28 protein-coding genes, 2 tRNA genes and 3 rRNA genes are annotated in these 24,723 nt (G+C 46.9%); all 33 read left to right on the forward strand.

Annotated features, from left to right (window positions below; translation table 11 throughout):
- Positions 1-25: 25 nt before the first annotated feature.
- The 33 genes from rpsE (at position 26) to secD (ending at position 24,708) form a co-directional block, all read left to right on the forward strand.
- Positions 26-541 carry a 30S ribosomal protein S5 gene (gene rpsE, locus QBE54_RS02980; RefSeq protein WP_369018877.1) on the forward strand — a complete coding sequence of 172 codons (516 nt, stop codon included), beginning with the start codon at positions 26-28 and terminating at the stop codon, positions 539-541.
- A 12-nt stretch (positions 542-553) separates the two neighbouring features.
- Positions 554-739 (forward strand): 50S ribosomal protein L30, encoded by a 186-nt coding sequence (gene rpmD, locus QBE54_RS02985; RefSeq protein WP_369018878.1) that lies wholly within the window; start codon positions 554-556, stop codon positions 737-739.
- 16 nt (positions 740-755) lie between these two features.
- Complete coding sequence (gene rplO, locus QBE54_RS02990) at positions 756-1,196, forward strand: 50S ribosomal protein L15 (protein ID WP_369018879.1); 441 nt, start codon at positions 756-758, stop codon at positions 1,194-1,196.
- A 2-nt stretch (positions 1,197-1,198) separates the two neighbouring features.
- Positions 1,199-2,470, forward strand: coding sequence for a preprotein translocase subunit SecY (gene secY, locus QBE54_RS02995; protein ID WP_369018880.1), 1,272 nt, complete (start codon positions 1,199-1,201; stop codon positions 2,468-2,470).
- A 21-nt stretch (positions 2,471-2,491) separates the two neighbouring features.
- Complete coding sequence (locus tag QBE54_RS03000; protein ID WP_369018881.1) at positions 2,492-3,151, forward strand: adenylate kinase; 660 nt, start codon at positions 2,492-2,494, stop codon at positions 3,149-3,151.
- The gene (map, locus tag QBE54_RS03005; RefSeq protein ID WP_369018882.1) at positions 3,152-3,919 is read left to right on the forward strand and encodes a type I methionyl aminopeptidase; all 768 of its coding nucleotides are present in this window, start codon (positions 3,152-3,154) and stop codon (positions 3,917-3,919) included.
- Positions 3,919-4,143: a translation initiation factor IF-1 gene (gene infA / locus QBE54_RS03010; protein ID WP_369018883.1), complete on the forward strand. Its 225-nt coding sequence runs from the start codon at positions 3,919-3,921 to the stop codon at positions 4,141-4,143. The genes map and infA overlap by 1 nt, the downstream gene beginning before the upstream one ends.
- 47 nt (positions 4,144-4,190) lie before the next feature.
- On the forward strand, positions 4,191-4,304 hold the full coding sequence (rpmJ, locus tag QBE54_RS03015; protein ID WP_369018884.1) for a 50S ribosomal protein L36: 114 nt from the start codon (positions 4,191-4,193) through the stop codon (positions 4,302-4,304).
- Positions 4,305-4,318: 14 nt separating this feature from the next.
- Entirely contained in the window at positions 4,319-4,687 is a 369-nt protein-coding gene (gene rpsM, locus QBE54_RS03020; protein WP_369018885.1) for a 30S ribosomal protein S13, read from the forward strand.
- A 23-nt stretch (positions 4,688-4,710) separates the two neighbouring features.
- On the forward strand, positions 4,711-5,097 hold the full coding sequence (gene rpsK, locus QBE54_RS03025) for a 30S ribosomal protein S11 (RefSeq protein ID WP_369018886.1): 387 nt from the start codon (positions 4,711-4,713) through the stop codon (positions 5,095-5,097).
- An 18-nt stretch (positions 5,098-5,115) separates the two neighbouring features.
- Positions 5,116-5,742 (forward strand): 30S ribosomal protein S4, encoded by a 627-nt coding sequence (rpsD, locus tag QBE54_RS03030; protein ID WP_369018887.1) that lies wholly within the window; start codon positions 5,116-5,118, stop codon positions 5,740-5,742.
- A 17-nt stretch (positions 5,743-5,759) separates the two neighbouring features.
- A complete protein-coding gene (locus QBE54_RS03035) occupies positions 5,760-6,755 on the forward strand; it encodes a DNA-directed RNA polymerase subunit alpha (RefSeq protein ID WP_369018888.1) in 996 nt (331 codons plus the stop codon).
- On the forward strand, positions 6,752-7,108 hold the full coding sequence (gene rplQ, locus QBE54_RS03040; protein ID WP_369018889.1) for a 50S ribosomal protein L17: 357 nt from the start codon (positions 6,752-6,754) through the stop codon (positions 7,106-7,108). The genes QBE54_RS03035 and rplQ overlap by 4 nt, the downstream gene beginning before the upstream one ends.
- 62 nt (positions 7,109-7,170) lie before the next feature.
- Positions 7,171-8,007 (forward strand): energy-coupling factor transporter ATPase, encoded by an 837-nt coding sequence (locus tag QBE54_RS03045; RefSeq protein ID WP_369018890.1) that lies wholly within the window; start codon positions 7,171-7,173, stop codon positions 8,005-8,007.
- Positions 7,992-8,855: an energy-coupling factor transporter ATPase gene (locus QBE54_RS03050; RefSeq protein WP_369018891.1), complete on the forward strand. Its 864-nt coding sequence runs from the start codon at positions 7,992-7,994 to the stop codon at positions 8,853-8,855. The genes QBE54_RS03045 and QBE54_RS03050 overlap by 16 nt, the downstream gene beginning before the upstream one ends.
- Positions 8,845-9,648: an energy-coupling factor transporter transmembrane protein EcfT gene (locus QBE54_RS03055; protein ID WP_369018892.1), complete on the forward strand. Its 804-nt coding sequence runs from the start codon at positions 8,845-8,847 to the stop codon at positions 9,646-9,648. The genes QBE54_RS03050 and QBE54_RS03055 overlap by 11 nt, the downstream gene beginning before the upstream one ends.
- 13 nt (positions 9,649-9,661) lie before the next feature.
- Positions 9,662-10,480, forward strand: coding sequence for a tRNA pseudouridine(38-40) synthase TruA (gene truA, locus QBE54_RS03060; RefSeq protein ID WP_369018893.1), 819 nt, complete (start codon positions 9,662-9,664; stop codon positions 10,478-10,480).
- 214 nt (positions 10,481-10,694) lie between these two features.
- A 16S ribosomal RNA gene (locus tag QBE54_RS03065) occupies positions 10,695-12,274 on the forward strand.
- Positions 12,275-12,316: 42 nt separating this feature from the next.
- Positions 12,317-12,393: transfer RNA gene (locus tag QBE54_RS03070), tRNA-Ile, on the forward strand.
- Positions 12,394-12,408: 15 nt separating this feature from the next.
- Positions 12,409-12,484, forward strand: a tRNA-Ala gene (locus QBE54_RS03075).
- A 79-nt stretch (positions 12,485-12,563) separates the two neighbouring features.
- Positions 12,564-15,590 (forward strand): 23S ribosomal RNA (locus tag QBE54_RS03080).
- Positions 15,591-15,657: 67 nt separating this feature from the next.
- Positions 15,658-15,774, forward strand: a 5S ribosomal RNA gene (gene rrf / locus QBE54_RS03085).
- The 16S, 23S and 5S rRNA genes sit together here with 2 tRNA genes alongside, the layout of an rRNA operon.
- A 192-nt stretch (positions 15,775-15,966) precedes the next feature.
- Positions 15,967-16,716 carry a YebC/PmpR family DNA-binding transcriptional regulator gene (locus tag QBE54_RS03090; RefSeq protein ID WP_369018894.1) on the forward strand — a complete coding sequence of 250 codons (750 nt, stop codon included), beginning with the start codon at positions 15,967-15,969 and terminating at the stop codon, positions 16,714-16,716.
- 28 nt (positions 16,717-16,744) lie between these two features.
- Entirely contained in the window at positions 16,745-17,239 is a 495-nt protein-coding gene (ruvC, locus tag QBE54_RS03095) for a crossover junction endodeoxyribonuclease RuvC (protein ID WP_369018895.1), read from the forward strand.
- Positions 17,232-17,828: a Holliday junction branch migration protein RuvA gene (gene ruvA, locus QBE54_RS03100; RefSeq protein ID WP_369018896.1), complete on the forward strand. Its 597-nt coding sequence runs from the start codon at positions 17,232-17,234 to the stop codon at positions 17,826-17,828. The genes ruvC and ruvA overlap by 8 nt, the downstream gene beginning before the upstream one ends.
- Positions 17,828-18,835, forward strand: a complete 1,008-nt coding sequence (gene ruvB / locus QBE54_RS03105; protein WP_369018897.1) for a Holliday junction branch migration DNA helicase RuvB — start codon at positions 17,828-17,830, stop codon at positions 18,833-18,835. The genes ruvA and ruvB overlap by 1 nt, the downstream gene beginning before the upstream one ends.
- Positions 18,828-19,394, forward strand: coding sequence for an epoxyqueuosine reductase QueH (locus tag QBE54_RS03110; protein WP_369018898.1), 567 nt, complete (start codon positions 18,828-18,830; stop codon positions 19,392-19,394). Before ruvB ends, QBE54_RS03110 begins: the two co-directional genes overlap by 8 nt.
- The gene (locus QBE54_RS03115) at positions 19,361-19,591 is read left to right on the forward strand and encodes a DUF2905 domain-containing protein (RefSeq protein WP_369018899.1); all 231 of its coding nucleotides are present in this window, start codon (positions 19,361-19,363) and stop codon (positions 19,589-19,591) included. Before QBE54_RS03110 ends, QBE54_RS03115 begins: the two co-directional genes overlap by 34 nt.
- A 7-nt stretch (positions 19,592-19,598) precedes the next feature.
- A complete protein-coding gene (locus tag QBE54_RS03120) occupies positions 19,599-20,945 on the forward strand; it encodes a SpoIID/LytB domain-containing protein (protein ID WP_369018900.1) in 1,347 nt (448 codons plus the stop codon).
- Positions 20,945-21,967, forward strand: a complete 1,023-nt coding sequence (gene queA, locus QBE54_RS03125; protein WP_369018901.1) for a tRNA preQ1(34) S-adenosylmethionine ribosyltransferase-isomerase QueA — start codon at positions 20,945-20,947, stop codon at positions 21,965-21,967. Before QBE54_RS03120 ends, queA begins: the two co-directional genes overlap by 1 nt.
- A gap of 20 nt (positions 21,968-21,987) precedes the next feature.
- Positions 21,988-23,106: a tRNA guanosine(34) transglycosylase Tgt gene (gene tgt, locus QBE54_RS03130; protein WP_369018902.1), complete on the forward strand. Its 1,119-nt coding sequence runs from the start codon at positions 21,988-21,990 to the stop codon at positions 23,104-23,106.
- A gap of 37 nt (positions 23,107-23,143) precedes the next feature.
- A complete protein-coding gene (yajC, locus tag QBE54_RS03135) occupies positions 23,144-23,461 on the forward strand; it encodes a preprotein translocase subunit YajC (protein WP_369018903.1) in 318 nt (105 codons plus the stop codon).
- A 38-nt stretch (positions 23,462-23,499) separates the two neighbouring features.
- Positions 23,500-24,708: a protein translocase subunit SecD gene (gene secD / locus QBE54_RS03140; protein ID WP_369018904.1), complete on the forward strand. Its 1,209-nt coding sequence runs from the start codon at positions 23,500-23,502 to the stop codon at positions 24,706-24,708.
- Positions 24,709-24,723 lie beyond the last annotated feature (15 nt).

Below are 24,723 nucleotides of genomic sequence, written 5' to 3' on the forward strand. Positions count from 1 at the left end.
TGGAAGATTACAGGAGGTAAGTGCTATGGACATAGCAGGCAGAAGAGTTAAGCCTGAAGGGCTGGAGTTAACTGAAAAGTTAATCGCGGTTAACCGAGTCAGCAAAGTGGTGAAAGGTGGTAAAAGATTTGGTTTTCGGGCTTTGGTTGCCGTTGGTAATGGAGAAGGCGTAGCGGGAATTGGGATTGGTAAGGCTAAGGAAGTACCCGATGCGGTGCGCAAAGCTATAGAAAAGGCCAAGAAATCCTTAATAAAGTTTCCAATGCGAGGATCTACCATAACTCACGAAGTGCTTGGAGAGTTTGGGGCTAGCATGGTGGTTTTGAAGCCAGCCGCACCTGGTACCGGAGTCATTGCGGGTGGTGCGGTACGAGCTATTCTTGAGGTTGCTGGCGTGAAAGACGTTTTAACTAAATCTCTAGGTAGCAACAACCCTATTAATGTAGCTCGAGCTACTATGAATGGTCTTTGCAACCTTAAGGACCCGCGGGAAGTTGCGAAACTAAGAGGGAAAAGCGTTAAAGAGTTTTTTGTACGCTGAGGAGGAGAGGATATGGGAAACAAGTTAAAGATCACCCTGTTGAAAAGTCCCATTGGCAGACCGGAGTCTCACAAAAGAACTCTTAAGGCCTTGGGTCTTAGGCGTCTTAACCAGACAGTAGTTAAGGAAGACAATCCTTCTTTAAGAGGCATGATTCAAAAGGTAGATTATCTTTTGAAAGTAGAAAATGTTGAGTGAAAGGAGAAGAGCTGCTATGAAATTGGTGGATTTGAAACCGTCAGAGGGTGCTTTTCATAGACCAAAGAGAGTTGGTAGGGGCATAGGTTCTGGTCATGGTAAAACCGCCTGCAGAGGCATGAAAGGTCAAAAAGCTCGTTCTGGTGGACAGATTCATCCTCGTTTCGAAGGTGGTCAAATGCCCTTGGTACGCCGTATCCCCAAGCGCGGTTTCCGTTCTCTGGGGTGCGAAGAATGGGAAATTGTTAATCTTGCCGCCCTTTCTCGGCTTAAAGATGTTAGGGAAATAACTCCTGAGGTTCTTTATGAAGCTGGTCTTATCGAGTCCAAAGAGAGCAAAATAAAGATACTCGCCAAAGGAAACTGCCCGCCAAATCTGGTAGTTAAAGCCCACGCTTTTTCAGAAAAAGCAAAGGCCCTTATAGAAGAGAATGGCGGAAAGGCCGAGGTGCTTTGAAAATGTGGGATTCTCTGGTCAAGCTATTCAAGATACCCGACCTGAAAAGGAAGGTCGTTTTTACATTGCTCATGCTGGTTGTTTTTAGAATAGGTGCTCATATCCCCGTGCCCGGCATTGATCCAAAAGCCTTAGCCAACGTTTTTTCGCAGGGAGGATTGCTTGGCTTTTTGGACATGTTCGCCGGTGGTGCCCTGAGTAATTTTTCCATTCTCGCTTTGGGAATCATGCCCTATATCAATTCTTCAATTATTATGCAGCTTTTGACAGCAGTTGTTCCCAAACTGGAAGAATTGGCCAAAAGCGGTGAAGAGGGAAGAGATAAGATAACCCAGTATACTCGCTGGGGAACCATTTTGCTGGCCATGATTCAAGGTTTTGGTATAACTGTTTGGATGGAAAACCTAGGGGTCTTACCTGCTGTTGGATGGGGTTATCGGGCAACCATAATATTGACCCTTACTGCAGGGAGTATTTTTTTGATGTGGCTTGGCGACATGATTTCTGATTTTGGTGTGGGAAATGGAGTTTCTCTCATCATCTTTGGTGGTATCGTGGCTCGTATAGCACCTCAAATAGTTCGTACTACTTCCATGATTAGAGTTGGGGAAATCAATCCCTTTTTATTTGCAATTAACCTTATTGTCTGGATTTTGATTATTGCAATGGTGGTCGAGTTTCAGGAAGCACAACGACGCATCCCGGTACAGTATGCCAAGAGAGTGGTAGGAAGAAGGGTTTATGGCGGCCAGAGCACTCATATACCCATTCGAGTAATCCAGGGAGGAGTCATTCCCATCATTTTTGCTTCATCTATCCTCCTTTTTCCAGCTACCATTGCCCAGTTTTTCCAGGGTTCAAGCTTTATGAAGTCCGTTGCCGATATGCTTTCTCCCAATTCTGCTCTCTATCTCTCTCTTTACGCTGCTTTGATAATTTTCTTCACTTATTTTTATACCGCGGTTACTTTCAACCCGGCTGAACTTGCGGACAACATGAAAAAGTATGGTGGGTTTATCCCGGGAATACGGCCAGGAAGGTCTACTGTAGAATATCTGGACCGTTGTCTTTCCCGAATTACCTTATGGGGAGCTATTTTCCTGGCTTTTATCGCCATAATCCCTAACATTCTGGTCAGGGTTACCAATATTACTACTTTTTATTTTGGGGGAACAGCAATTTTGATAATGGTTGGTGTGGCTATTGAAACTGTTCGTCAACTTGAAGCACAACTTCTTATGCGCCACTATGAAGGTTTTATCCGCAAATCCTGAAGAAGCAGAGGAGGAATTTGAATGAGAATTGTCTTTTTGGGCCCTCCTGGGGCAGGTAAAGGAACACAGGCAAAAATGGTGGAGAGAGATTTTGGTCTTGTTCATATTGCTACTGGAGATATTATAAGAGAGGCCATTAAAAACCAAACGGATTGGGGAAAAAAGGCAGAAGAGTATGTTAAGGCGGGCCTTTTGGTTCCCGATGAAGTAGTAATTGGCATTATGGAGGAAAAGTTACTTCAAGATGAAGTGAAACGAGGTTTTATACTTGACGGATTTCCACGCACTCTTGCTCAGGCAAAGGCACTTGATAAAATCCTGGAAAAAGCCAGCTCTCCATTGGACATTGTTATATACTTTAATGTGGATCCCCAGGAAGTTATTAGGAGACTTTCTGCACGTAGAATCTGTGAGAAGTGTCAGACGCCTTACAATTTGATTTCCAAGCCTCCCAAGCGTGACCAGGTATGTGACGTGTGTGGAGGAAGGCTGATTCAGCGTCCAGACGACAAAGAAGAAGTAATTGCTCAGCGTCTTAAAACTTACGAGGAACAAACGCAACCCTTGATTGATTTTTACCGCTCTAAGGGGATTTTAAAAGAAGTGGTTTCCAGAGGCGGAATAGAGGCCGTTTACCAGAGTGTTAAATCCTTATTAGAGGAAATCAGACAAAAACAATAGATGAGTAGGATAACTTCGCCTGAAGATGTTAAGAAGATAAAAAGAAGTGGGCAAATACTGGCTTCGGTAATAGAAAAGCTTCGTACTTTGATTGCTCCAGGCATAAAAACCCGTTTTCTCGATGAAGTGGCAGAGAACCTCATTAGGGAACGGGGAGCCCAGCCCGCTTTCAAGGGTTATAGAGGATACCCAGCCTCAATATGTGTTTCCATTAACGACCAGGTTGTGCATGGCATACCCGGAGAAAGAGTGATTGAAAAAGGAGATTTGGTGAGTATAGATATCGGAGTGGTATATGAAGGGTTTTATACGGATGCAGCGTTTAGTGTTGTGGTGGGAAACAGTAACCCACGAGCTTTAAGATTAGTTGAGATAGCCCGCAAGGCTCTTTTTGCGGGGATAAGCAATGCGCTGCCTGGCAAAAGGATTGGAGATATTTCCTGGAGTATTCAAAAAACGGTCGAAAAAGCAGGCTTTTCGGTGGTTCGTGATTTTGTAGGTCACGGTGTGGGTACTGCTTTACATGAGGAACCCCAAATACCTAATTTTGGCAAAAGAAAGGAAGGGCCGGTTATCGAAGAAGGTATGGTTTTGGCCATTGAACCCATGGTTAACGAGAAGGATTATAAAGTGAGGGTTCTTGAGGATGGATGGACAGTGGTTACTCTTGACGGAGGTTTATCGGCCCATTTCGAACATACAATTATGGTAACCAAAGACGGTCCGGAGGTTTTGACGGTGATAAAGAGAGGGGATGAAGCGAGATAATGGCTAAGTCCAAAGACGATGTCATTGAAGTAGTTGGTACGGTTGTTGAGCCTTTACCGAATGCAATGTTTCGGGTGGAACTTGAAAACGGTAGGAAGATTCTGGCCCATATTTCTGGGAAAATGCGCATGCATTATATTCGCATCCTTCCCGGGGATAAAGTTACTGTACAAATTTCCAAGTACGACCCCACAAGGGGAAGGATAGTATATCGTCATAAATAAGTAAATTAGCTTGATAAAACTTGCAATTGATGTTGGGAGGTATTAAAATGAAGGTTCGTTCATCTGTAAAGCCAAGGTGTGAGAAGTGTAAAGTAATCAGGCGAAAAAACAGAGTCCTGGTGGTGTGTTCTAATCCAAGGCATAAGCAGCGTCAAGGTTAGGAGGTACAGCGAAAATGGCCCGAATAGCAGGGGTTGATTTACCAGCTAATAAGAGAATTGATATAGCTTTGACTTACATATTTGGAATAGGTAAGAGTTTGTCAAAAAAGATCCTAAATGACGCGGGGGTAAGTCCTGAGATCAAGGTCAAAGACCTTACCGATGAGGAGGTTAGTAGGATCCAAAAGGAAGTTGAGAAGTATCCTGTTGAAGGTGAACTTAGAGCTCAGATTTCTCAGAACATTAAACGGCTTATGGCTATTGGGTGCTATAGGGGACTGCGGCATCGTCGTGGGATGCCTGTTAGGGGACAGAGAACAAGAACCAACGCCCGAACCAGAAAGGGTCCTCGTAGAACAGTGGGAGTAAAGCGCGGTAAGTAAACTATAAGGGAGGTTGTTTGAAATTGGCTCGTAGACCTCGGAGAAAAAAGAAAGAAAAAAGGTTAATCAGGGAAGGTATTGCCCATATAAAGTCAACCTTCAATAATACAATTATTTCGATAAGCGATAAAGAGGGCAATGTTATTGCTTGGGCCAGCGCCGGTACCGTAGGGTTTAAGGGGACTAAAAAGGGTACTCCTTTTGCAGCACAGTTAGCTGCTGAGCAGGCAGCTCGAAAAGCTATGGATCAAGGTCTGCGAGAGGTTGAGGTGCTCGTTAAGGGTCCGGGGTCTGGCCGTGAAACTGCTATACGTGCTTTGCAAGCGGCGGGGTTGGTAATCAATTCCATTAAGGACGTGACGCCTATTCCTCACAATGGATGCCGACCTCCCAAACAAAGAAGAGTGTAGTAGGAGGTTTTGATAAACATGTCTCGATATACAGGTTCCAAGTGCAGGCTGTGCAGAAGGCAGGGTATGAAGCTTTTTCTGAAGGGAGAACGTTGTTATACCGACAAATGTGCCTTTGAAAAAAGACCATTCCCTCCTGGTGTCCACAAAGGTGCTCGGAGAAGACTTTCTGGTTATGGAGTTCAGTTAAGGGAAAAGCAAAAAGTGCGTTTCATTTATGGGATTTCTGAAACCCAGTTCAAGGGCTATTTTGCCAGGGCTTCCAAGATGCCGGGAGTAACCGGTGAAAATCTTCTGAGTTTGCTGGAGAGAAGGCTTGATAATGTAGTGTTTAGAATGGGTTTAGCCAGTTCTCGTTCCGAAGCTCGGCAAATGGTTTTGCATGGCCACTTTTTGGTTAACGGCAGAAAAGTTAATATACCTTCTTACTTGGTGGAAAAAGGTGATGTGGTGGAAGTTTCTCCAAGAGGAAGAAACAACGAGAGAATAAAATCTGCACTCGATAGAGAAATGGGCATTACTCCTCCTCAATGGATGGACGTGGATATGGCCAACCTTAAGGCCACCATTTTACGAGAACCAAATAGGGAAGATATCGAATACCCCGTGCAAGAGCAGTTGATAGTAGAGTTTTATTCCAAATAGTTTTGAGGTGTTGGTAAATGTATGACTTGAAGGAGCTAATGAAGTGTGAAATTGTGGAAGTTAGAGAAGACATCCGGCCTCCCAATTTGTATGGTAAATTTTTAATTGAACCCCTTGAGGCTGGGTGGGGTATCACCATTGGTAATGCTTTACGCAGAGTTCTTCTCTCTTCCATAGAGGGAAGCGCAGTAACGGCTGTGCAGATAGAAGGAGTTATGCACGAATTCTCTGTTCTTCCTGGGGTACGGGAAGACGTTTCAGACATTGTTTTGAATCTCAAAGGTTTAGTGCTGAAGAGCCATTCTGACCAGGAGATTCTATACCTTGATGTTAAGGGTGAACCGGGCCGCGTAAAAGTGGTTACTGGTGCTGATATACAAAAAAATAGTAATGTGGAAATAATTAATCCTGATCATTACATCGCTGAAATTAACGAAGAGGGTCATCTGGCAGCCAGGATTTATGTTGCTCGTGGTAAGGGGTACCAGGAAGCAGACGAGACCAGATACCGAGAACTGGATATTATCCCGGTCGATTCTATTTTTACACCAGTAAGAAAAGTAAACTATCAGGTATTGGACACACGAGTTGGGCAGTTTACTAACTACGACAAATTGGTGGTGGAAGTTTGGACCAATGGAGCCATTACTCCCCAGGAAGCTATGGAAAAAGCTCTCGAGCTTTTGAGAGATAATTTTGCTTACCTTTTAGAACTTTTGAGAGAGAGAATTGGCGAGACGGGAGTCAAAGCAGATACTCCTGAGGAAACTTCAGAAGAGGTTGAAGAAGAAATTCCGATTGAAGACCTTGATTTGTCAGTTCGAGCCATTAATTGTCTCAAGAGGGCCAAGATAAATACTCTGAGAGAACTCTTGGATGTTGTTCGCAATCGACCTGAAGATTTGAAAAAGATTAAGAACTTGGGCCAGAAAACTTATGAGGAAATCCTTGAGAAAGTACAGCAGCGGTTTCTTTCTTCGGGCAACACTGAGAAAAGAGGTGTTGGAGAATGAGGCATAGGAAAAGAACTGAAAAACTTGGCAGAACCACCTCGCATAAAGAAAGTATGCTGGCGAATATGATTGTTTCTCTGATTAAGTCTGGGAAAATCGAAACTACCGAAAGGAAAGGCAAAGTTTTAAAGAGGTATTTTGAACGAGTAGTTTCTCTGGCTATCAAGGGTGACAATGCTTCCATGAGACAGGTAGTATCCTGGGTTCGAGACAAAGAAGCCTTTAAACTGCTTATGCGGAGTATTGTTCCCAGAATGAGAGATAGGAAAGGTGGTTATTGCCGGGTTATCAAGGCTGGCTTTCGAAGAGGAGACGGTGCTCCTCTGGCTGTCGTGGAGATCATCAGTGAATAGAGCCTTGCGTATCACATCTTTGAAGGCCAGCAGGAGCTGGCCTTTTTTTATGGACAGTAGCCATGATAGAGTTTCGCGAAGTAAGTTTCTGGTACGCTGAAGAAGACCAGGTTTTTGACAACGTTCGAGAAGTTTTAAAGGATGTGAACCTGACCATCAAGGATGGAGAATTTGTAGTGCTTCTGGGGAGGAATGGTTCTGGAAAATCGACTCTTGCCAGACACTGCAACGGTCTCTTGATTCCCAAGCGTGGAGATGTTTTGGTGGAAGGGATTAATACTAAAGATACAGAGCTTATTTGGGAAGTCAGACAAAAAGTAGGTCTGGTCTTTCAGAATCCTGACAACCAGCTTATTGCTACTACGGTTGAAGAAGACGTTGCTTTTGGGCCAGAAAACCTGGGTTTACCGCCTCATGAAATACGCAAAAGAGTGGATGAAGCCTTAGAGATGGTTGGCATGTCGGATTTTAAGAAAAGAGAGCCTCATCTTCTTTCTGGCGGACAGAAGCAAAAAGTGGCAATTGCAGGTGTTCTGGCGATGTCTCCCCGATATTTGGTGCTTGACGAGGCTACTTCTATGCTGGATCCCGAAGCCAGAGAGGATCTTTTAAATTTGCTTTTAAAACTCAAACATTCGTTCACAATTTTTCACATCACTCATTATGTGGAAGAAGCCGTAGAAGCGGACAGAGTTTTGGTTATGGATGAGGGTACCATTGTTGCTTCGGGGACCCCGCGTGAAGTTTTTGCCCAAATTGCAAATCTCAGGAAGTGGGGTTTGGAAGCCCCCCAGATTACTGAAACTGCGTTGCTTATAAAGCAGAAAGTGCCTCGACTCTTTAAAAAAATTCCACTTAAAAAAGAAGAACTGGTAGATGAACTATGTTCATTCGTTTAGAGCACGTCTATTTTACTTATTTTCCGGATACGCCTTTTGAAACCAGAGTACTTCGAGACATTAATCTGGTTATTAACCGGGGTGAAAGCATAGGTATAGTGGGTAGAACGGGATGTGGCAAGTCTACTCTGGTGCAGCATTTTAACGCTCTTTTGTTGCCCCAACAGGGCGAAGTTTGGGTTGATGGTACCAATACCAAAACCAGGGGAGTGAATCTTAAAGAAATCCGGAAAAAAGTGGGTCTGGTTTTTCAGTATCCTGAGCATCAAATGTTCGAAGAAACCGTTTTTAAAGAGGTGGCTTTTGGTCCCAGGAATATGGGTGTTACTGGAGAGGCTCTTGAAGAAACTGTCCGTTGGGCTATTGCTATGGTAGGGCTTGATTACGAAGAGGTAAAAGATCGCACTCCGTTTGAGCTAAGTGGAGGTCAAATGCGCAGAGTAGCAATTGCCAGTATATTGTCAATGCGTCCTGAAGTTTTGGTTCTGGATGAACCCACTGCTGGTCTGGACCCCCAGGGGAAGAAAAGTATTCTTTTGAAGCTGAAGGAGCTTCGCGAGAAAGAAGGGTTAACCTTGGTTTTGGTTTCCCATAGTATGGAAGATTTAGTCATTGTTTGTGAACGCATCCTGGTCATGCATGATGGACAGATAGTAATTGATGGTGCTCCTCGCGAGGTGTTTACTCAGTTTTCCCTCGAACAATACGGCATCAAACCACCAATAACTGTTCAAACAGCCTTTATGCTTCGGGAGAGAGGTTTCAATATTGAGCCTTCTCTGTTAACTCCTCAGGAGCTTGCTGAGGCTATTTTAAAAGAAGTTTTGGAGAAAAGAAATGTTTGGTAAAAGCTTGGTAGTGGGACAGTACATACCGGTTGATTCTCCTCTACATCGGCTTGACCCACGGACAAAAATCATCTTTGCAGGTGTGGCCATTGTTGAACTCTTTTTAATCAAAGGTTGGCTTGCTTTTTTGCTAATCGGTGTGATGGTTAGTTTTTTGGTTGTGCTGGCACGTGTTCCCTTCGGGTATTTACTTCGCAGTTTGAGGCCCATCTTATTTTTACTGGTGCTGACCCTGATATTACATGTTTTCTTCACTCCTGGTGAGTATGTTTATGAGCATGGTTTTATTCATATATCCATGACAGGATTACAGAGGGGTATTTTTATTGTGGTGAGATTATGTTTGCTTATCATGATTACTTCTCTTTTGACTTTGACTACTTCTCCAGTAGAGTTGACGGATGGGATAGAATATCTCCTTTCTCCTTTTAAGCGGTGGGGGTTCCCGGCTCATGAACTGGCCATGATGATGACTATTGCCATGCGCTTCATTCCAACTTTACTTGAAGAAGCAGATCGCATTATGAAGGCTCAGAAAGCACGAGGTATGGATTTTGAATCGGGTAATTTTATACAGCGCGCTAAAAACCTTATACCTCTTCTGGTGCCTTTGTTTATCAATTCTTTTAAAAGAGCTGATGAGCTGGCTATTGCTATGGAGTCTCGCTGTTATAGGGGGGGAGAGGGCAGAACGCGCTTGCGAGTTTTGAAAATGGTCTTCTACGATTATTTGTTTTTGGTTACTTCATTGAGTCTTTTTACTGTGGTTACGGCGGGTTCTTATTTTTGGTAAAGCTGTTTTGGCTATGCGTAGAGTAGTTTGTGTAGTTGAATATAAAGGTACGGGTTATAACGGCTGGCAACGCCAGAAGAACACGGGTTCCACGTTTCAGGAAATTCTGGAAAGAACGCTTTCCAGAATTACTGGCGATAGGGTTACAATTGAAGCCTCAAGCCGCACGGATGCAGGTGTGCATGCTGTAGGCCAGGTTGTGGCTTTTTCTGTGTCATCACAATTATCGCTTAGTGTTCTTAAAAGGGCTCTTAACGCTTGTTTGCCCCAAGAAATAAGAATTCGTAATTTGCTGGAAGCTCCTCAAGATTTCCACCCCCGCCGCGGAGTTAAGTATAAGCACTATGTGTATCTCCTTGCTTTGGTGCACAGCGTTCCTCCCTTTTGGAATGACTTTGTTTTTTGTGTGAGAAAGAGGGTTTTTGATTTAGCACTGTTACAGGAAGCAGCGAACTTACTGGTTGGCTATCATGATTTCACTTCTTTTTCGGCGGCTGGCGGTGATGACTATTTTTGTTGGCGAACCATTTTTTCCTTCAAGGTAGAAGAAAAAAGCAAAGGCCTGCTTCGTTTTGACGTGGTAGGAGATGGTTTTCTTTATAAAATGGTCAGGATTATGGTAGGTGAAATTTGGAGAGTAGGAACAGGCGAAAAAAGCTTAGCCGCTTTGCAGGAGATGCTTAATAAACCTTCGAGGGTTTATCACCGATTCTGCATGCCTCCGCAGGGACTTTATCTGGTAGAAGTTGGTTATGAAGCTTTTAATCCTTATCAGGGATTAGTTCTCAGGGAAGGACTTGCACCCTTTCCCCTCTGGGTTGAAGAGCATTAACTGCAATAATTTTTAACAAATTTAGGTTTTTCGTGTTGACAACCTCCAACTCCTGTGTTAAATTATCTCTTGCCCTTCAGGGGCAAAAAGTGAAGCGCACCTTGAAAAGTGAATATTCCGCCTACTTCCTTGAGTATGAGAAACCAATCAGCCAAGGTTAAACTCTCTCAGTGAGAATCTCTTCTCCTCCTTTGCGAGGAGAAGGCATAGATTTGTCATGGAGGGTTTGATCCTGGCTCAGGACGAACGCTGGCGGCGCGCCTAACACATGCAAGTCGTACGCAGCTTTCTTCCTTTCTTATGAAAGGAGGAAAGGCTGAGTGGCGAACGGGTGAGTAACACGTGAGTAACCTGCCTTCAGGAGGGGGATAACCACTCGAAAGGGTGGCTAATACCCCATACACTCAGTACCCGCAGGGGTATTGAGGAAAGCTGGCCTCTGCTCTGCAAGCTGGCGCCTGGAGAGGGGCTCGCGGCCCATCAGCTAGTTGGTGGGGTAATGGCCTACCAAGGCGACGACGGGTAGCCGGCCTGAGAGGGTGTCCGGCCACACTGGGACTGAGACACGGCCCAGACTCCTACGGGAGGCAGCAGTGAGGAATCTTGGGCAATGGGCGCAAGCCTGACCCAGCGACGCCGCGTGGGGGACGAAGGCCTTCGGGTCGTAAACCCCTGTTCTGGGGGAAGAAAACACAGGAGGTGAATAGCTTCCTGTGCTGACGGTACCCCAGGAGAAAGTTCCGGCTAATTACGTGCCAGCAGCCGCGGTAATACGTAAGGAGCGAGCGTTGTCCGGATTTACTGGGCGTAAAGAGCTCGTAGGCGGCTTCTCAAGTCTCACGTGAAAGCCCCCGGCTCAACTGGGGAGGGTCGTGGGAAACTGGGAAGCTTGAGGGCAGGAGAGGAGAGTGGAATTCCCGGTGTAGCGGTGAAATGCGTAGATATCGGGAGGAACACCAGTGGCGAAGGCGGCTCTCTGGCCTGTCCCTGACGCTGAGGAGCGAAAGCCAGGGGAGCAAACCGGATTAGATACCCGGGTAGTCCTGGCCGTAAACGATGGGTACTAGGTGTGGGAGGTTCGACCCCTTCCGTGCCGAAGCTAACGCATTAAGTACCCCGCCTGGGGAGTACGGCCGCAAGGTTGAAACTCAAAGGAATTGACGGGGGCCCGCACAAGCGGTGGAGCATGTGGTTTAATTCGATGCAACGCGAGGAACCTTACCAGGGCTTGACATGCTGGTGGTAGGAGCCCGAAAGGGTAACGACCTCCACTTCGGTGGAGGAGCCAGCACAGGTGCTGCATGGTTGTCGTCAGCTCGTGTCGTGAGATGTTGGGTTAAGTCCCGCAACGAGCGCAACCCTTGCCCTTAGTTGCTACCGGGTAAGCCGGGCACTCTAAGGGGACTGCCGGCGACAAGCCGGAGGAAGGTGGGGATGACGTCAAATCCTCATGGCCTTTATGCCCTGGGCTACACACGTGCTACAATGGCCGGTACAAAGGGTTGCGAACCTGCGAGGGGGAGCTAATCCCAAAAAACCGGCCCCAGTTGGGATTGCAGGCTGCAACTCGCCTGCATGAACGCGGAATCGCTAGTAATCGCGCATCAGCCACGGCGCGGTGAATACGTTCCCGGGCCTTGTACACACCGCCCGTCACACCACGAAAGTCAATTCCACCTGAAGTCGCTGGGCTAACCCCGCAAGGGGAGGCAGGCGCCTAAGGTGGGGTTGATGATTGGGGTGAAGTCGTAACAAGGTAGCCGTAGGGGAACCTGCGGCTGGATCACCTCCTTTCTAAGGAGTATAAAGGGGAAGTAGGCGGAATATTTTCTTCTCGGGCCTATAGCTCAGTTGGTTAGAGCGCACGCCTGATAAGCGTGAGGTCTCTGGTTCAAATCCAGATAGGCCCACCATGTTGAAAGATTTTAGGGGATGTAGCTCAGCCGGGAGAGCGCCTCGTTCGCAACGAGGAGGGCGCGGGTTCAAGTCCCGTCATCTCCACCAGGAGAGCGATCCATTCGCACCTTGAAAAGTAAATAAGGCTCTGTAATACTTCTTCTTGCGTAGAAGCGCAAAGGTTTGCGGTCAAGTTAAGAAAGGGCACGTGGTGGATGCCTTGGCGCCAGGAGGCGATGAAGGGCGTGGCTAACTGCGATAAGCCCCGGGTAGCTGTAAGCAAGCGTTGATCCGGGGATTCCCGAATGGGGCAACCCACTGGAGCAAACCTCCAGTATCCTCTCTTCAAGGAGAGGAGGCGAACCGGGGGAACTGAAACATCTCAGTACCCCGAGGAAAAGAAAGCAAAATGCGATTCCCCAAGTAGCGGCGAGCGAACGGGGAACAGCCCAAACTCAGAGGGTGTCAAAGCCCCTGGGCGTTGCCCTCTGAGGGTAGCGGGACATAAGGGGGCCAAGCCAGGGCAAGGCCGGAGAGTTACCAAAAAGGCTCTTAGCCGAAGAGGACTGGAATGCCTCGCCATAGAGGGTGATAGCCCCGTAGGCGAAAAGAGACCTTTCTCTCTGCCTTATGTTCCCAAGTACCACGGTCCACGAGGAATTCCGTGGGAATCTGGGAGGACCACCTCCTAAGGCTAAATACTCCCTGGCGACCGATAGTGAACCAGTACCGTGAGGGAAAGGTGAAAAGAACCCCGGGAGGGGAGTGAAATAGAACCTGAAACCATGTGCCTACAATACGTGGAAGGGCTATGGGAGAAACTTAGTTTCTTCCAGCCTGACTGCGTGCCTTTTGGAGAATGAGCCGGCGAGTTACGGTAACTGGCATAGGTTAAGCACCTCTGGTGCGGAGCCGCAGGGAAACCGAGTCCGAACAGGGCGCTGAGTCAGTTGCCGTAGACCCGAAGCCAGGTGATCTACCCATGGCCAGGGTGAAGCGAGGATAAAACCTCGTGGAGGCCCGAACCGGTGTAGGTTGAAAACTGCTCGGATGAGCTGTGGGTAGGGGTGAAAGGCCAATCAAACCTGGAGATAGCTGGTTCTCCCCGAAATAGCTTTAGGGCTAGCCTCCGGTGGTCAGGAGAGGGGGTAGAGCACTGGATGGGCTAGGGGGCTTACCCGCCTACCAAACCCAACCAAACTCCGAATACCTCTCCTCAAAGCCGGGGAGTCAGACCGCGGGGGATAAGCTTCGTGGTCGAGAGGGGAACAGCCCAGACCGCCAGCTAAGGCCCCTAAATGCAGGCTAAGTGGTAAAGGAAGTGGTGCTGCTGAGACAGCCAGGAGGTTGGCTTAGAAGCAGCCATCCTTTAAAAAGTGCGTAACAGCTTACTGGTCTAGCGGCGCTGCGCCGAAAAATTCTCGGGGCTCAAGCCTGCTGCCGAAGCTGCGGAATCAGAGGAGCTATGGCTTCTCTGGTTGGTAGGGGAGCGTTGGGTAGGCCGTTGAAGCGAGACCGTGAGGACTCGTGGAGGTACCCCAAGTGAGAATGCCGGCATGAGTAGCGATAAAGAGGGTGAGAATCCCTCTCGCCGTAAGCCTAAGGTTTCCTGAGCAAGGTTCGTCCTCTCAGGGTTAGCCGGATCCTAAGCCGAGGCCGAAAGGCGTAGGTGATGGGCAGCCGGTTGATATTCCGGCGCTACCTCTTTCCGCTATGAGCGATGGGGGGACGCAGAAGGGTAGGCCATCAGCCTGGAGGAATAGGCTGTCCAAGCCGGTAGGCGGAGGGCGGAGGCAAATCCCTGCCCTCGTAAACGCCGAGAGGTGATGGGGAGCTCCTACGGGAGCGAACTGGCTGATCCCATGCTGCCAAGAAAAGCCCCTAGCCAGGAAAGAGGTATCCGTACCGCAAACCGACACAGGTAGGCAGGATGAGTATTCTAAGGCGCGCGAGTGATCCCCCGTTAAGGAACTCGGCAATTTAGCCCCGTAACTTCGGGAGAAGGGGTGCCCTGTTAGAGTGAGGAGACTTGCTCTCCGAGCTCGAGAGGGTCGCAGGAAAGTGGCTCTGGCGACTGTTTACTAAAAACACAGGACTCTGCTAAGCCGTAAGGCGATGTATAGGGTCTGACGCCTGCCCAGTGCTGGAAGGTTAAGGGGAGGGGTTAGCCTGGAATTTCTTCCAGGCGAAGCTCCAAACTGAAGCCCCAGCAAACGGCGGCCGTAACTATAACGGTCCTAAGGTAGCGAAATTCCTTGTCGGGTAAGTTCCGACCCGCATGAATGGCGTAACGACTGGAGCGCTGTCTCAACGGGGGGCTCGGCGAAGTTTCAATGCAAGTGCAGATGCTTGCTACCCGCGACAAGACGGAAAGACCCCGTGAACCTTTACTGCAACCTGACATTGAATCCGGGTATGTCCTGTGCAGGATAGGTGGGAGGCTGAGAAGTGGGGGCGCCAGCCCTCATGGAGCCGCCCTTGAGATACCACCCTTGATATATCCAGATTCTAACCTGCGCAAGTGCATCCTTGCGAGGGACAGTGTCAGGCGGGCAGTTTGACTGGGGCGGTCGCCTCCTAAAAGGTAACGGAGGCGCCCTAAGGTTCCCTCGGCACGTTTGGAAATCGTGCTATGAGTGTAAGGGCATAAGGGAGCCTGACTGCGAGAGGGACACCTCGAGCAGAGACGAAAGTCGGGCCTAGTGATCCGGTGGTTCCGTGTGGAAGGGCCATCGCTCATCGGATAAAAGGTACTCCGGGGATAACAGGCTGGTCTCCCCCAAGAGTCCATATCGACGGGGAGGATCGGCACCTCGATGTCGGCTCGTCGCATCCTGGGGCTGGAGCAGGTCCCAAGGGTTGGGCTGTTCGCCCATTAAAGCGGTACGCGAGCTGGGTTTAGAACGTCGTGAGACAGTTCGGTCCCTATCTGTCGCGGGCGCAGGATACTTGAGGGGAGCTGTCCCTAGTACGAGAGGACCGGGATGGACGGACCTCCGGTGTTCCAGTTGTCCTGCCAGGGGCAGTGCTGGGTAGCCGTGTCCGGATGGGATAAGCGCTGAAAGCATCTAAGCGCGAAGCCCACCCCAAGATAAGGTATCCCACTGGGTTAACCAGGTAAGACCCCGGGAAGATGACCCGGTTGATAGGCCCCAGGTGTAAGGGTGGTAACACCTTGAGCCGAGGGGTACTAATCGGTCGAGGGCTTGACCGCAAAGGCTTCATTGAGAAAACGGGAAGTATTACAGAGCCTTATTGATAGATGCAAAAACACCAGATTTCCCGGTGGCCATGGCGGAGGGGAAACGCCCGGTCCCATTCCGAACCCGGAAGCTAAGCCCTCCAGCGCCGATGATACTGCCCTGGCAACGGGGTGGGAAAGTAGGACGCTGCCGGGATTAAAAAGCCAGGAAAGACCTGAGAGGAAATCTCAGGTCTTTTTTTGTATCTTGAGTAGAAGTGGAGATGGGTAGAAAGCTTGGGAATTCCGTTACATTGAGTAAGTATTTGTCCCCATGAATTGGCTTTCAGTGTTTACAAAAAATGTGCTACAATAAACCAGCGAATTCTGATTAAGGGGTGTCGGAAGCATGTCTGGACATTCAAAGTGGGCACAAATTAAACATAAAAAAGCTAAAACCGATCTTGCTAAGGGCAAGGCTTTCAGCAAGCTTATTCGACTCATTACCGTTGCGGCTCGTCAGGGAGGAGGAAATCCCGAGAATAACCCGCGCTTGAGGCTGGTTATTCAGAAGGCACGGGAAATGAACATGCCTCAGGAAAATATCGAGCGAGCAATCAAAAAGGGCACGGGTGAACTGGAAGGGGTTTCTTACGAAGAAGTGACCTATGAAGGCTATGGTCCTGGTGGCGTTGCGGTTATGGTTGAAGCTACGACTGATAACCGCAATCGCACCACGGCGGAAATACGTCACATATTTAGCAAACACGGTGGTAGTCTTGGCGAGACGGGTTGTGTATCCTGGATCTTTGAAAGGAAAGGCTTGTTAAGTTTTGAAAAAGGTAAGGTTGATGAAGATGAAGTAATGACGGTTGCCATCGAGGCTGGAGCAGAAGATGTCAGGACTACGGAAACCACCCTGGATGTGCTGACTGCTCCAGATGATTTTGAAAAGGTTAAGGAAGCTTTTGACCAGACTGGTCTGGAATACGTCGTTGCCCAAATTACCATGATTCCAAAAACTACCGTTTCGCTGGAAGGCAAGCAAGCGCAGCAGTTGTTAAATCTTATTGAAGCTCTTGAAGATCATGACGATGTGCAGGAAGTTTACGCCAACTTTGATATCGCTGATGAAGTTCTCGAATCTTTAAAGGACTAAGTCAAGTGAATTAATGTTTCCCGATGAGTTGATTTTTTTAGGCGTTGATCCTGGTACTGCGACCACAGGAGTTGGGGTGGTCGCTTTTGAAATCAAAACCAAAAGTTTTAAGCCCCTTTTTTATGATGTAATTACTACCAGCAAGAGCCTTTCTGCTGCTTTGCGTTTGCGGGAGATATTTGAAGCAGTAAACCACTTTATCCAGGTTTTTTCTCCGCACCAAATGGTTGTGGAAGAACTTTTTTTTAATCGCAACGTGAAGACTGCTCTCTCAGTTGGTGAAGCGCGAGGTGTTGTGCTTCTCTGTGCAGCTTTGATTGGTGTTCCTGTCTTTGAATACACACCTCTTGAGGTTAAACAAGCAGTGGTTGGTTATGGCAGAGCTTCCAAGCAGCAGGTCATCTATATGGTTCGTCAAATTTTGGGCATTAGCGAAGAGATAACTCCTGATGATGCTGCTGATGCCCTGGCTTTGTGTGTATGTCATGGTTTTAGGTTACTGTTAGGGAGTAGCAATGTTTGAATACATAAGAGGAAAACTGGTGGAGCGCAATCCCTTGAGTTGGATTGTCGAAGTAGGGTGTTTTGCTCTGGAGATTAACATTACTCCTTTTTCGGCTTCTTTGCAAACAGGTGCAGAGGTCCTTCTTTACATTCGTTCCTTTATGAAGGAAAACGGCGTTTTTATTTTTTATGGGTTTTTAGATAGAAAAGAACGACTTTGTTTCGATTTACTCTGTACTCTTCGAGGTATCAACCATCGCAAGGCCTTTAAACTGCTTTCCAGGGTATGTTGGAAAGACTTAGTAAGGTTGGTTCTTGAAGAAAATCGCTCTGAACTTGAAGCAAGAACTAATTTGGCTTCCACGACGGTAAGTAGGCTTATTCTGGAATTAAAACCTCGTTTTGTTGAGGCAGGGCTTTGCCTTGGAGAAGGGAGCAGTAGTATGCTTCCTTCTTATCTGGAAGCTCGAGAAGCCCTGGCAGCTCTTGGTTATTCTTCCGGCGAAGTTAAAGAGGTTTTGGACCAGCTACTTGTAAAAACTGGTGGCGGTCTTACTACTGAAGAACTGGTGAAAGAAGCTCTCCGGTTTTTGGGTGGTCAGGGATAATGTCAGAAATTGCAGGTGGACGCTTTCTTAAAGAGATTTTAAAAAGAGAAAGAGATGATTTTGCCCTCAGGCCTCGCTCGCTTGATGAGTTTGTGGGGCAGGAAAGACTGAAGCGAAATCTAAAGGTGTTCATAAGTGCTTCCCTGTTGCGCAAGGAGCCTTTAGATCACGTTTTGTTTTATGGGCCCCCTGGTTTGGGGAAAACCACTCTGGCTTTCATTATTGCTGAAGAGCTTGGTCGGGAAATACGTTGTTTTTCTGGACCCACCTTTTCTCGTGCCGGAGATATTGCCTCGGTTCTTACTTCTATAGGCGAGGGAGATGTCGTCTTTATAGATGAAATACACCGGCTTCCTCGGCCTTGCGAAGAAGTTCTTTATACTGCCATGGAAGATTTTGCAATCGATGTTCTGGTGGGCAAAGGGCCTGGAACGAGAAGCATAAGGCTTAGTTTGCCACCTTTTACTCTGGTTGGAGCAACCACCAGGCTTAGCCTGGTAAGTGCTCCCTTGCGCAATCGTTTTGGCATTACTGAAAAGCTGGATTTTTACAGTCAATCTGAACTGCAAGAAATTATCAAAAACACTGCTACCCAGTTTGGAATGAATCTTCGAGAAGAAGCAGTTGCTGAAATAGCCAGTCGTTCTCGTGGCACACCGAGAATCGCTAAGCGCCTGTTGCGTAGGGTACGAGATTTTGCCGATTACTACCGGAAAAAAGAAATAGATGGATCCTTCGTGAGAAAAGTTTTTCGGGCTCTGGATGTGGATGAATTGGGTTTGAGTTGGGCGGATAGAAATTTGCTCCGAGTGCTTAAAGAGAAGTTTGGAGGTGGTCCAACGGGCTTAAATAGCCTGGCTACTGCAATGAACGAGGATGTTTTGACGTTAGAAAATTTTTATGAACCCTACCTGATTAAACTTGGTTTTCTGGCGCGCACAGCTCGGGGTAGGGTGCTTACTTCACAAGGAGAACAATATCTGCAGAGGTTTGACCAAAATGGATAATACGGTTCTTCTGCACACCTGTTGCGGTCCTTGTGCCACCCATGTAGCGAATGCTCTTATGAAAGAGGGCTTTGAGGTTGTTCTCTTTTTTTATAATCCGAACATTCACCCTTTTGACGAATATGTAAAAAGGTATGAGTCTTTTGTGGAGTATGCGCGGTATAAGGGATTGAAAGTAGAAACACCTTTTGCATACAACCCGTTGGAGTTTTTTGAGTGGATCAAAGAACCAGAAGAGCGCTGTGTTCGTTGCTACGAGATGCGTCTTAGTCGTACAGCGCGGTGGGCGAGAGAACAGGGATATCCTTTTTTTACAACAACCCTCACCATAAGTCCCTATCAGGATCTCGAAAACATTTTTAAGGTTGGAGAAAAGGTAGAGAAAAGAGAGCGGGTGGTTTTTCTAAAAAAGAATTTCCGCTCGGGATTTACAGAAAGTGTTAAAATATCCAGAGAACTGGGTCTTTATCGACAGAATTATTGCGGATGCATTTTTAGCAAATGGGAAGGAGTGAAACGAAGGATATGGAAATCTCTTACTGGGCCAAGTTCTTCCTGACCTTAGGGATTATTTTTATCGTTATTGGCTTGTTGTTCTTTCTTCTTCCCAAAATCCCGGGTATAAACCGCCTCGGCCGTTTGCCTGGTGATATTGTGGTGCACCGGGGCAATTTTGTTTTTTATTTCCCTCTGACTACCTGTATCATTATCAGTGTGCTTCTTACCCTTATTTTCACGCTTTTCTTGAGAAGATAGAGGGCCGATGATCTACAAGAAATTGCTGAGAACTTTCGCATTGCTTGTTGTTCTGGGAACTTTGTTTGCGCTGAATCGCGCTTTTGCGGATGAACCCTGGGTTAGAGTAGGCATTGGGCTCTTCCAGGAAGTACACTTGGAGGCTTCTCAGGGGTTGAAGATTAGCTTATCCGATGGAAAAAATCTGGCCAAAAACTCGGTTCATTTCTCGATTGCTAAAGATGGGACCATCAACATTAATGGCACTTCCAGCCATGCTTTTTCAATACTGGTCACACCTCGGGGAGGCATTGCCAGGGTTAATGGTCGGCCTTATCGAGGGCGCTTCATGCTTTACGCTGTTGGTTCTGATATAAAAGTAGTTAATCTGGTTAGCCTGGAAGATTACATTAAGGGTACTGTTAAACTTGAAATTAGTCCTCGGTGGCCTCAGGAAGCAGTTCTCGCCTATATCATAGTGGTCAGAACCTATGCTCTGGCTAATTTAGGCAGGCATCGTGATGAAGGTTTTGATTTCTGTGCTTCTTCTCATTGTTTGTGTTATGGTGGTGTTAATGCAGAAAGCGAGATAACCAATTCACTGGTAGAGAAAAGTAGAGGCCTTATCGTTACCTATCAAGGAAAGCCTGCTCAGGTTTTCTTTCATTCAGAGAGTGGTGGAGTGACCGAATCAGCTTCTGCGGTATGGGGTAAGCAGGTGCCTTATTTAGTCAGCGTTGTTTCTCCTTGGGAAGAAGAGGCCCCTCATGCTAAATGGAAAGTGTCTTTTTCTCTGTCCCAGATTGAGAAAAAACTGCTCGAGAAAGGTTTGATCAAGGGTAAATTGCAGAATTTATCTTTCGAGTTTGGTGAAAACGGACGTGCCAGAGAAGTCAAAGCTCTGACCACTCAGGGTGTTTTTACCTTTACAGCTCACCGCTTTAGAGAAGCAATGGGTTTCGATAAATTGCCCAGTACCCTTTTCAGGGTTAACATCGAACGTCAAAGCAAAACTATCCCCTCTGTTGGGCCTCGTGAAAATCCGAAAAGCTCCAGGGGAAGCCAGAGAAAAAAGGACATTGAAGAGCTACTCCAAAAAGATTGGACTCTCGACGAGATTATTGCTTACCTTCAAGAAAGAGAACAATTGAGAAAAAGCAATCTTTCTGTGCAAGATGCTGAGGTGGCTGGAATTTCCTTGACTCAAGATGTAAGCGAAGAAGTATGGTGCGTTTTTGAAGGTAGTGGTTACGGTCATGGAGTAGGTTTGTCTCAGTGGGGTGCCAGGGGAATGGCTCTTCAGGGTTACGATTGCTTTCAGATACTCCAGCATTATTTCCCGGGTTGCGAAATCAGGAGGGCAGTGTTCCGTTGATGAGGCTTGAAGAGTTTGATTTTGTACTTCCCCAGGAATTGATTGCTCAGCAGCCAGTTCAGCCTCGCGATACTTGTCGGTTAATGGTTGTTAAGAGAAAAGAGGGTGTTTTTGAGCATTGCCTCTTTAAAAATCTTGTTGAGTATGTGAGTGTGGGGGACGTACTGGTTATAAATGATACCAAAGTTGTTCCAGCTCGTTTTTATGCCAAGAAGGAAACCGGGGGTAAAGTGGAGATTCTCTTTTTAGGGAAGGAGAACTTGTTTTGGAAAGTACTTTTGAACCCTTCACGGAGAGTAAGGGAAGGACAGCTTCTATTCCTTGATGAAAGAAGAGAAAACGGTTTTAGGGTTATAAAAAGAGATGCCGAGGGAACCTGGTGGTTGGAACCTCTTTTTTCTCTTGCCGAAGAGGGAGTTTTCGAGAAATTTGGCAAAACTCCTTTACCTCCCTACATCAAGGCTGGCGATGTTCCTCTTTCCAGTTATCAAACAGTCTATGCTCGTGTTCCAGGTTCGGTGGCTGCACCTACAGCTGGCTTGCATTTTACCCCTGAACTGCTTGATGCGCTTCGTTCAAAAGGTGTAGAAATAGCGTATATTACCCTGCATGTGGGTTTAGGGACTTTCAAGCCCATAAAAAGCAAAAATATCCTTGAGCACAGAATGCATAGTGAAACCTATTCCATTGCTCCAGAAGAAGCCCTAAAAATAGAAACGGCCAGGAAGAGAGGCCAGAGAATAATAGCCTGTGGTACCACTGTGGTCAGGGCTCTTGAGGCAACTCATTTGAAATTTGGTGAAATTCGTGGTTGTCAGGAGGAAACGGATTTGTTCATTTACCCGGGTTTCCAGTTCAAGGTAGTTAACGCTATGATTACCAACTTTCACTTACCCCGTTCTACGCTTTTTGTTCTGGTTTGTGCTTTTGGGGGCAAGGAATTAATGCAAAAGGCCTATCAGGAAGCCATTGCCCAGAGATATCGATTTTACAGCTTTGGTGACGCAATGCTGATTTTATGAATTCTGGTGAGGATTGAGCTTTGGCCAGGCAGAATTTTGTGTTGCACAAATTGGATTCAACCAGTAAAGCTCGTTTGGGGACTCTATATACGGCGCATGGTGCAATTAAGACGCCCGTTTTTATGCCGGTTGGGACCCAGGGCACGGTTAAGGCTGTTGCTCAGGACCGCTTGGAATCACTTGGGGTGGAAATTTTCCTTTGTAACTCGTATCATTTGCACCTGCGCCCTGGTGAGGACCTGATTGCAGAAGCAGGGGGTTTGCACGAATTTATTTCTTGGAAAAAGTCGTTGTTGACTGATAGTGGTGGGTATCAGGTGTTTAGTTTAACCAGCTTGGTTGGGGTGAGCGATGAAGGGGTTACTTTTAAGTCGCACCTGGACGGCTCCCTGCACCATATTACGCCTGAGCTGTCGATGGAAATCCAGCAAAAACTGGGTGCAGATATTATCATGGCCTTTGATCAGTGTGTCGGATTTCCTGCTTCGGTTCAAGAAGAGAAGGTGGCTGCCCAACGGACTTTGTTGTGGGCAAAAAAGTGCAAAGAAACATTTTCTTCTTCCTGGCAGCAGCTTTTTGGCATCGTACAAGGGGGAACCCAGAAAGAGTTACGGGAGTTTTGTGCTCGTGAAATAGTGGCGATGGGGTTTGATGGTTATGCGCTGGGTGGTTTGAGTGTTGGAGAGCCTAAACCTCTGATGTATGAGATGATCGAGGTGGTTGAACCATATTTACCAGAAGAAAAGCCCCGTTACTTGATGGGGGTAGGTGCTCCTGATGATATTCTGGAGGCCGTTGCTCGGGGTATAGATATGTTTGATTGTGTTTTGCCGACCAGGAATGCTCGTAATGGTTGCTTACTTACCAGAAGGGGAAAGCTAAACATTACCAGAAGCGAATTCGCCCGGGATTTTCAGCCACCGGATTCGGACTGTTCTTGTTATACCTGTTCAAAATTTTCGAGGGCCTATCTGCGCCATCTCTTTAAAGCTGGAGAAATCTTGGCAGCAGAGTTAGCTACTATACATAACCTTTTTTTTATGTTAGAGTTAATGAGAAAAATTCGAGAGGCCCTTGAAGGTGGTTATTTTCAAGATTTTAAACAGGATTTTCTTGCCACTTACAACAGTGGTTTCTAAACAATTTGTTAATTTAAGATAAAGGAGTGATTTTGAAATGAGTTTTTGGATACCCATTGCTTTCGCCCAGGAAGCCCAACCCGCTGCCCAACCTGCCGCTCCTGGGATTTTTGCTCAACTGTTACCTTTGTTTTTTATCATTATCATTTTTTATTTTTTACTCATTCGCCCTCAACAGCAGCGACAGAAGAGCCAGCAGGAGTTGTGGAACAGCTTGAAAAAGGGTGATCAGGTAGTAACCGCAGGAGGTATACACGGGACAGTAGTTCAAGTTAAAGACAACGAAGTGGTTTTGGAAGTGGCCAAGGACGTTAGGATGACCTTTTCGAAAACGGCTATAGCGTCTAAGAAATAATATACAATTCTTTGGTTGAAGTTTAGGGGGCGAGTACTTTGAAGCGAAAAAATCTTCCCTGGAAGCTGATTGTTACGCTTGCCTTAGTTGTGATAGCTCTTTTGGTGGTTTTTCCTCTCGATAATAAAATCCGTCTGGGTCTTGATCTGAAAGGGGGCTCTCACATAGTTTTACAGTGTGTAGACACGCCTGAGGCTCCTGTTGATGAAGATTCGGTGCGCAGAGTGCTGGAAATCATAAGAAACCGTGTTGACCAGCTCGGCGTTTCCGAACCAGTTATTGTGCGCCAGGGTCAGGACAGAATTCTGGTTCAGCTGCCAGGAATTACTGACCCTGCCCGTGCAGTGGAAATTATTGGTAAAACTGCACTCCTTGAGTTTAAAGACGAAGAAGGCAATGTGATATTGACGGGAGCCAATTTGAAGAATGCACAGGTCCAGTATGACCGAATAGGTAGGCCTGTAGTGGCAATTACCTTTGATTCTGAGGGAGCTAAAGCCTTTGCCAAGGCCACTACTGCTAATGTAGGGCGTCATATTGGCATCTATCTTGATGGGAAGCTTATTTCTAACCCAGTTGTACAGGAACCAATTCTCCGGGGAGAGGCGCAAATTTCTGGTCGTTTTACCCTCGAAGAAGCACAGAATCTTGCTATTTTGCTTCGAGCAGGTGCTCTCCCGGTAAAAGTGGAGGTTATTGAAAATCGTTCCGTTGGTCCTACCCTGGGCAGAGATTCTATAAACTACGGTGTGAGAGCTGCCATCATCGGCGCAATTTTGGTTCTTATTTTTATGCCCATTTATTATGGTCGTTTGGGTGTGATAGCCGATTTGGCCTTGCTTTGCTATGGAATTTTTCTTCTGGCCCTCTTTATTGCCCTTAAGGCCACGCTAACCCTTCCCGGCATCGCGGGGTTAATTTTAACCCTGGGTATGGCGGTTGATGCCAATGTATTAATATTTGAGCGTATTAAGGAAGAGTTTCGGCTTGGTAAAACCTGGCGTGCCTCCGTAGAAGCTGGGTTTCGAAAAGCTTTTCGTACCATTCTTGACTCTAACCTGACAACTTTGATTGCAGCTGTTCTGCTTTTCTCTCTGGGTTCTGGTCCAGTTAAGGGGTTTGGAGTTACTTTGAGCCTCGGTATTCTCTGCAGTATGTTCACTGGCATCTGGGTTACCAGGACATTGGTTGAGGCGCTTGCTGGTTGGGTTGGTTCGAATGTAAAAACAGAAAAAGCTGATGTTTGAGTGAATCGGGGGCGA

Source organism: Thermatribacter velox (genome assembly GCF_038396615.1).
Classification (GTDB): Bacteria; Atribacterota; Atribacteria; order Atribacterales; family Thermatribacteraceae; genus Thermatribacter; species Thermatribacter velox.

Bases quoted from the DNA above. Each gene is read 5' to 3' on its own strand.
- rplO (WP_369018879.1), top strand. From the start codon at position 756: ATGAAATTGGTGGATTTGAAACCGTCAGAGGGTGCTTTTCATAGACCA.
- rplQ (WP_369018889.1), top strand. From the start codon at position 6,752: ATGAGGCATAGGAAAAGAACTGAAAAACTTGGCAGAACCACCTCGCAT.
- rpsD (WP_369018887.1), top strand. From the start codon at position 5,116: ATGTCTCGATATACAGGTTCCAAGTGCAGGCTGTGCAGAAGGCAGGGT.
- QBE54_RS03045 (WP_369018890.1), top strand. From the start codon at position 7,171: ATGATAGAGTTTCGCGAAGTAAGTTTCTGGTACGCTGAAGAAGACCAG.
- queA (WP_369018901.1), top strand. From the start codon at position 20,945: ATGAGGCTTGAAGAGTTTGATTTTGTACTTCCCCAGGAATTGATTGCT.
- QBE54_RS03110 (WP_369018898.1), top strand. From the start codon at position 18,828: ATGGATAATACGGTTCTTCTGCACACCTGTTGCGGTCCTTGTGCCACC.
- QBE54_RS03090 (WP_369018894.1), top strand. From the start codon at position 15,967: ATGTCTGGACATTCAAAGTGGGCACAAATTAAACATAAAAAAGCTAAA.
- ruvB (WP_369018897.1), top strand. From the start codon at position 17,828: ATGTCAGAAATTGCAGGTGGACGCTTTCTTAAAGAGATTTTAAAAAGA.
- rpsE (WP_369018877.1), top strand. From the start codon at position 26: ATGGACATAGCAGGCAGAAGAGTTAAGCCTGAAGGGCTGGAGTTAACT.
- rpmJ (WP_369018884.1), top strand. From the start codon at position 4,191: ATGAAGGTTCGTTCATCTGTAAAGCCAAGGTGTGAGAAGTGTAAAGTA.
- rpmD (WP_369018878.1), top strand. From the start codon at position 554: ATGGGAAACAAGTTAAAGATCACCCTGTTGAAAAGTCCCATTGGCAGA.
- ruvA (WP_369018896.1), top strand. From the start codon at position 17,232: ATGTTTGAATACATAAGAGGAAAACTGGTGGAGCGCAATCCCTTGAGT.
- secY (WP_369018880.1), top strand. From the start codon at position 1,199: ATGTGGGATTCTCTGGTCAAGCTATTCAAGATACCCGACCTGAAAAGG.
- QBE54_RS03035 (WP_369018888.1), top strand. From the start codon at position 5,760: ATGTATGACTTGAAGGAGCTAATGAAGTGTGAAATTGTGGAAGTTAGA.
- truA (WP_369018893.1), top strand. From the start codon at position 9,662: ATGCGTAGAGTAGTTTGTGTAGTTGAATATAAAGGTACGGGTTATAAC.
- QBE54_RS03115 (WP_369018899.1), top strand. From the start codon at position 19,361: ATGGAAATCTCTTACTGGGCCAAGTTCTTCCTGACCTTAGGGATTATT.
- QBE54_RS03000 (WP_369018881.1), top strand. From the start codon at position 2,492: ATGAGAATTGTCTTTTTGGGCCCTCCTGGGGCAGGTAAAGGAACACAG.
- QBE54_RS03055 (WP_369018892.1), top strand. From the start codon at position 8,845: ATGTTTGGTAAAAGCTTGGTAGTGGGACAGTACATACCGGTTGATTCT.
- QBE54_RS03050 (WP_369018891.1), top strand. From the start codon at position 7,992: ATGTTCATTCGTTTAGAGCACGTCTATTTTACTTATTTTCCGGATACG.
- yajC (WP_369018903.1), top strand. From the start codon at position 23,144: ATGAGTTTTTGGATACCCATTGCTTTCGCCCAGGAAGCCCAACCCGCT.
- rpsM (WP_369018885.1), top strand. From the start codon at position 4,319: ATGGCCCGAATAGCAGGGGTTGATTTACCAGCTAATAAGAGAATTGAT.
- QBE54_RS03120 (WP_369018900.1), top strand. From the start codon at position 19,599: ATGATCTACAAGAAATTGCTGAGAACTTTCGCATTGCTTGTTGTTCTG.
- infA (WP_369018883.1), top strand. From the start codon at position 3,919: ATGGCTAAGTCCAAAGACGATGTCATTGAAGTAGTTGGTACGGTTGTT.
- map (WP_369018882.1), top strand. From the start codon at position 3,152: ATGAGTAGGATAACTTCGCCTGAAGATGTTAAGAAGATAAAAAGAAGT.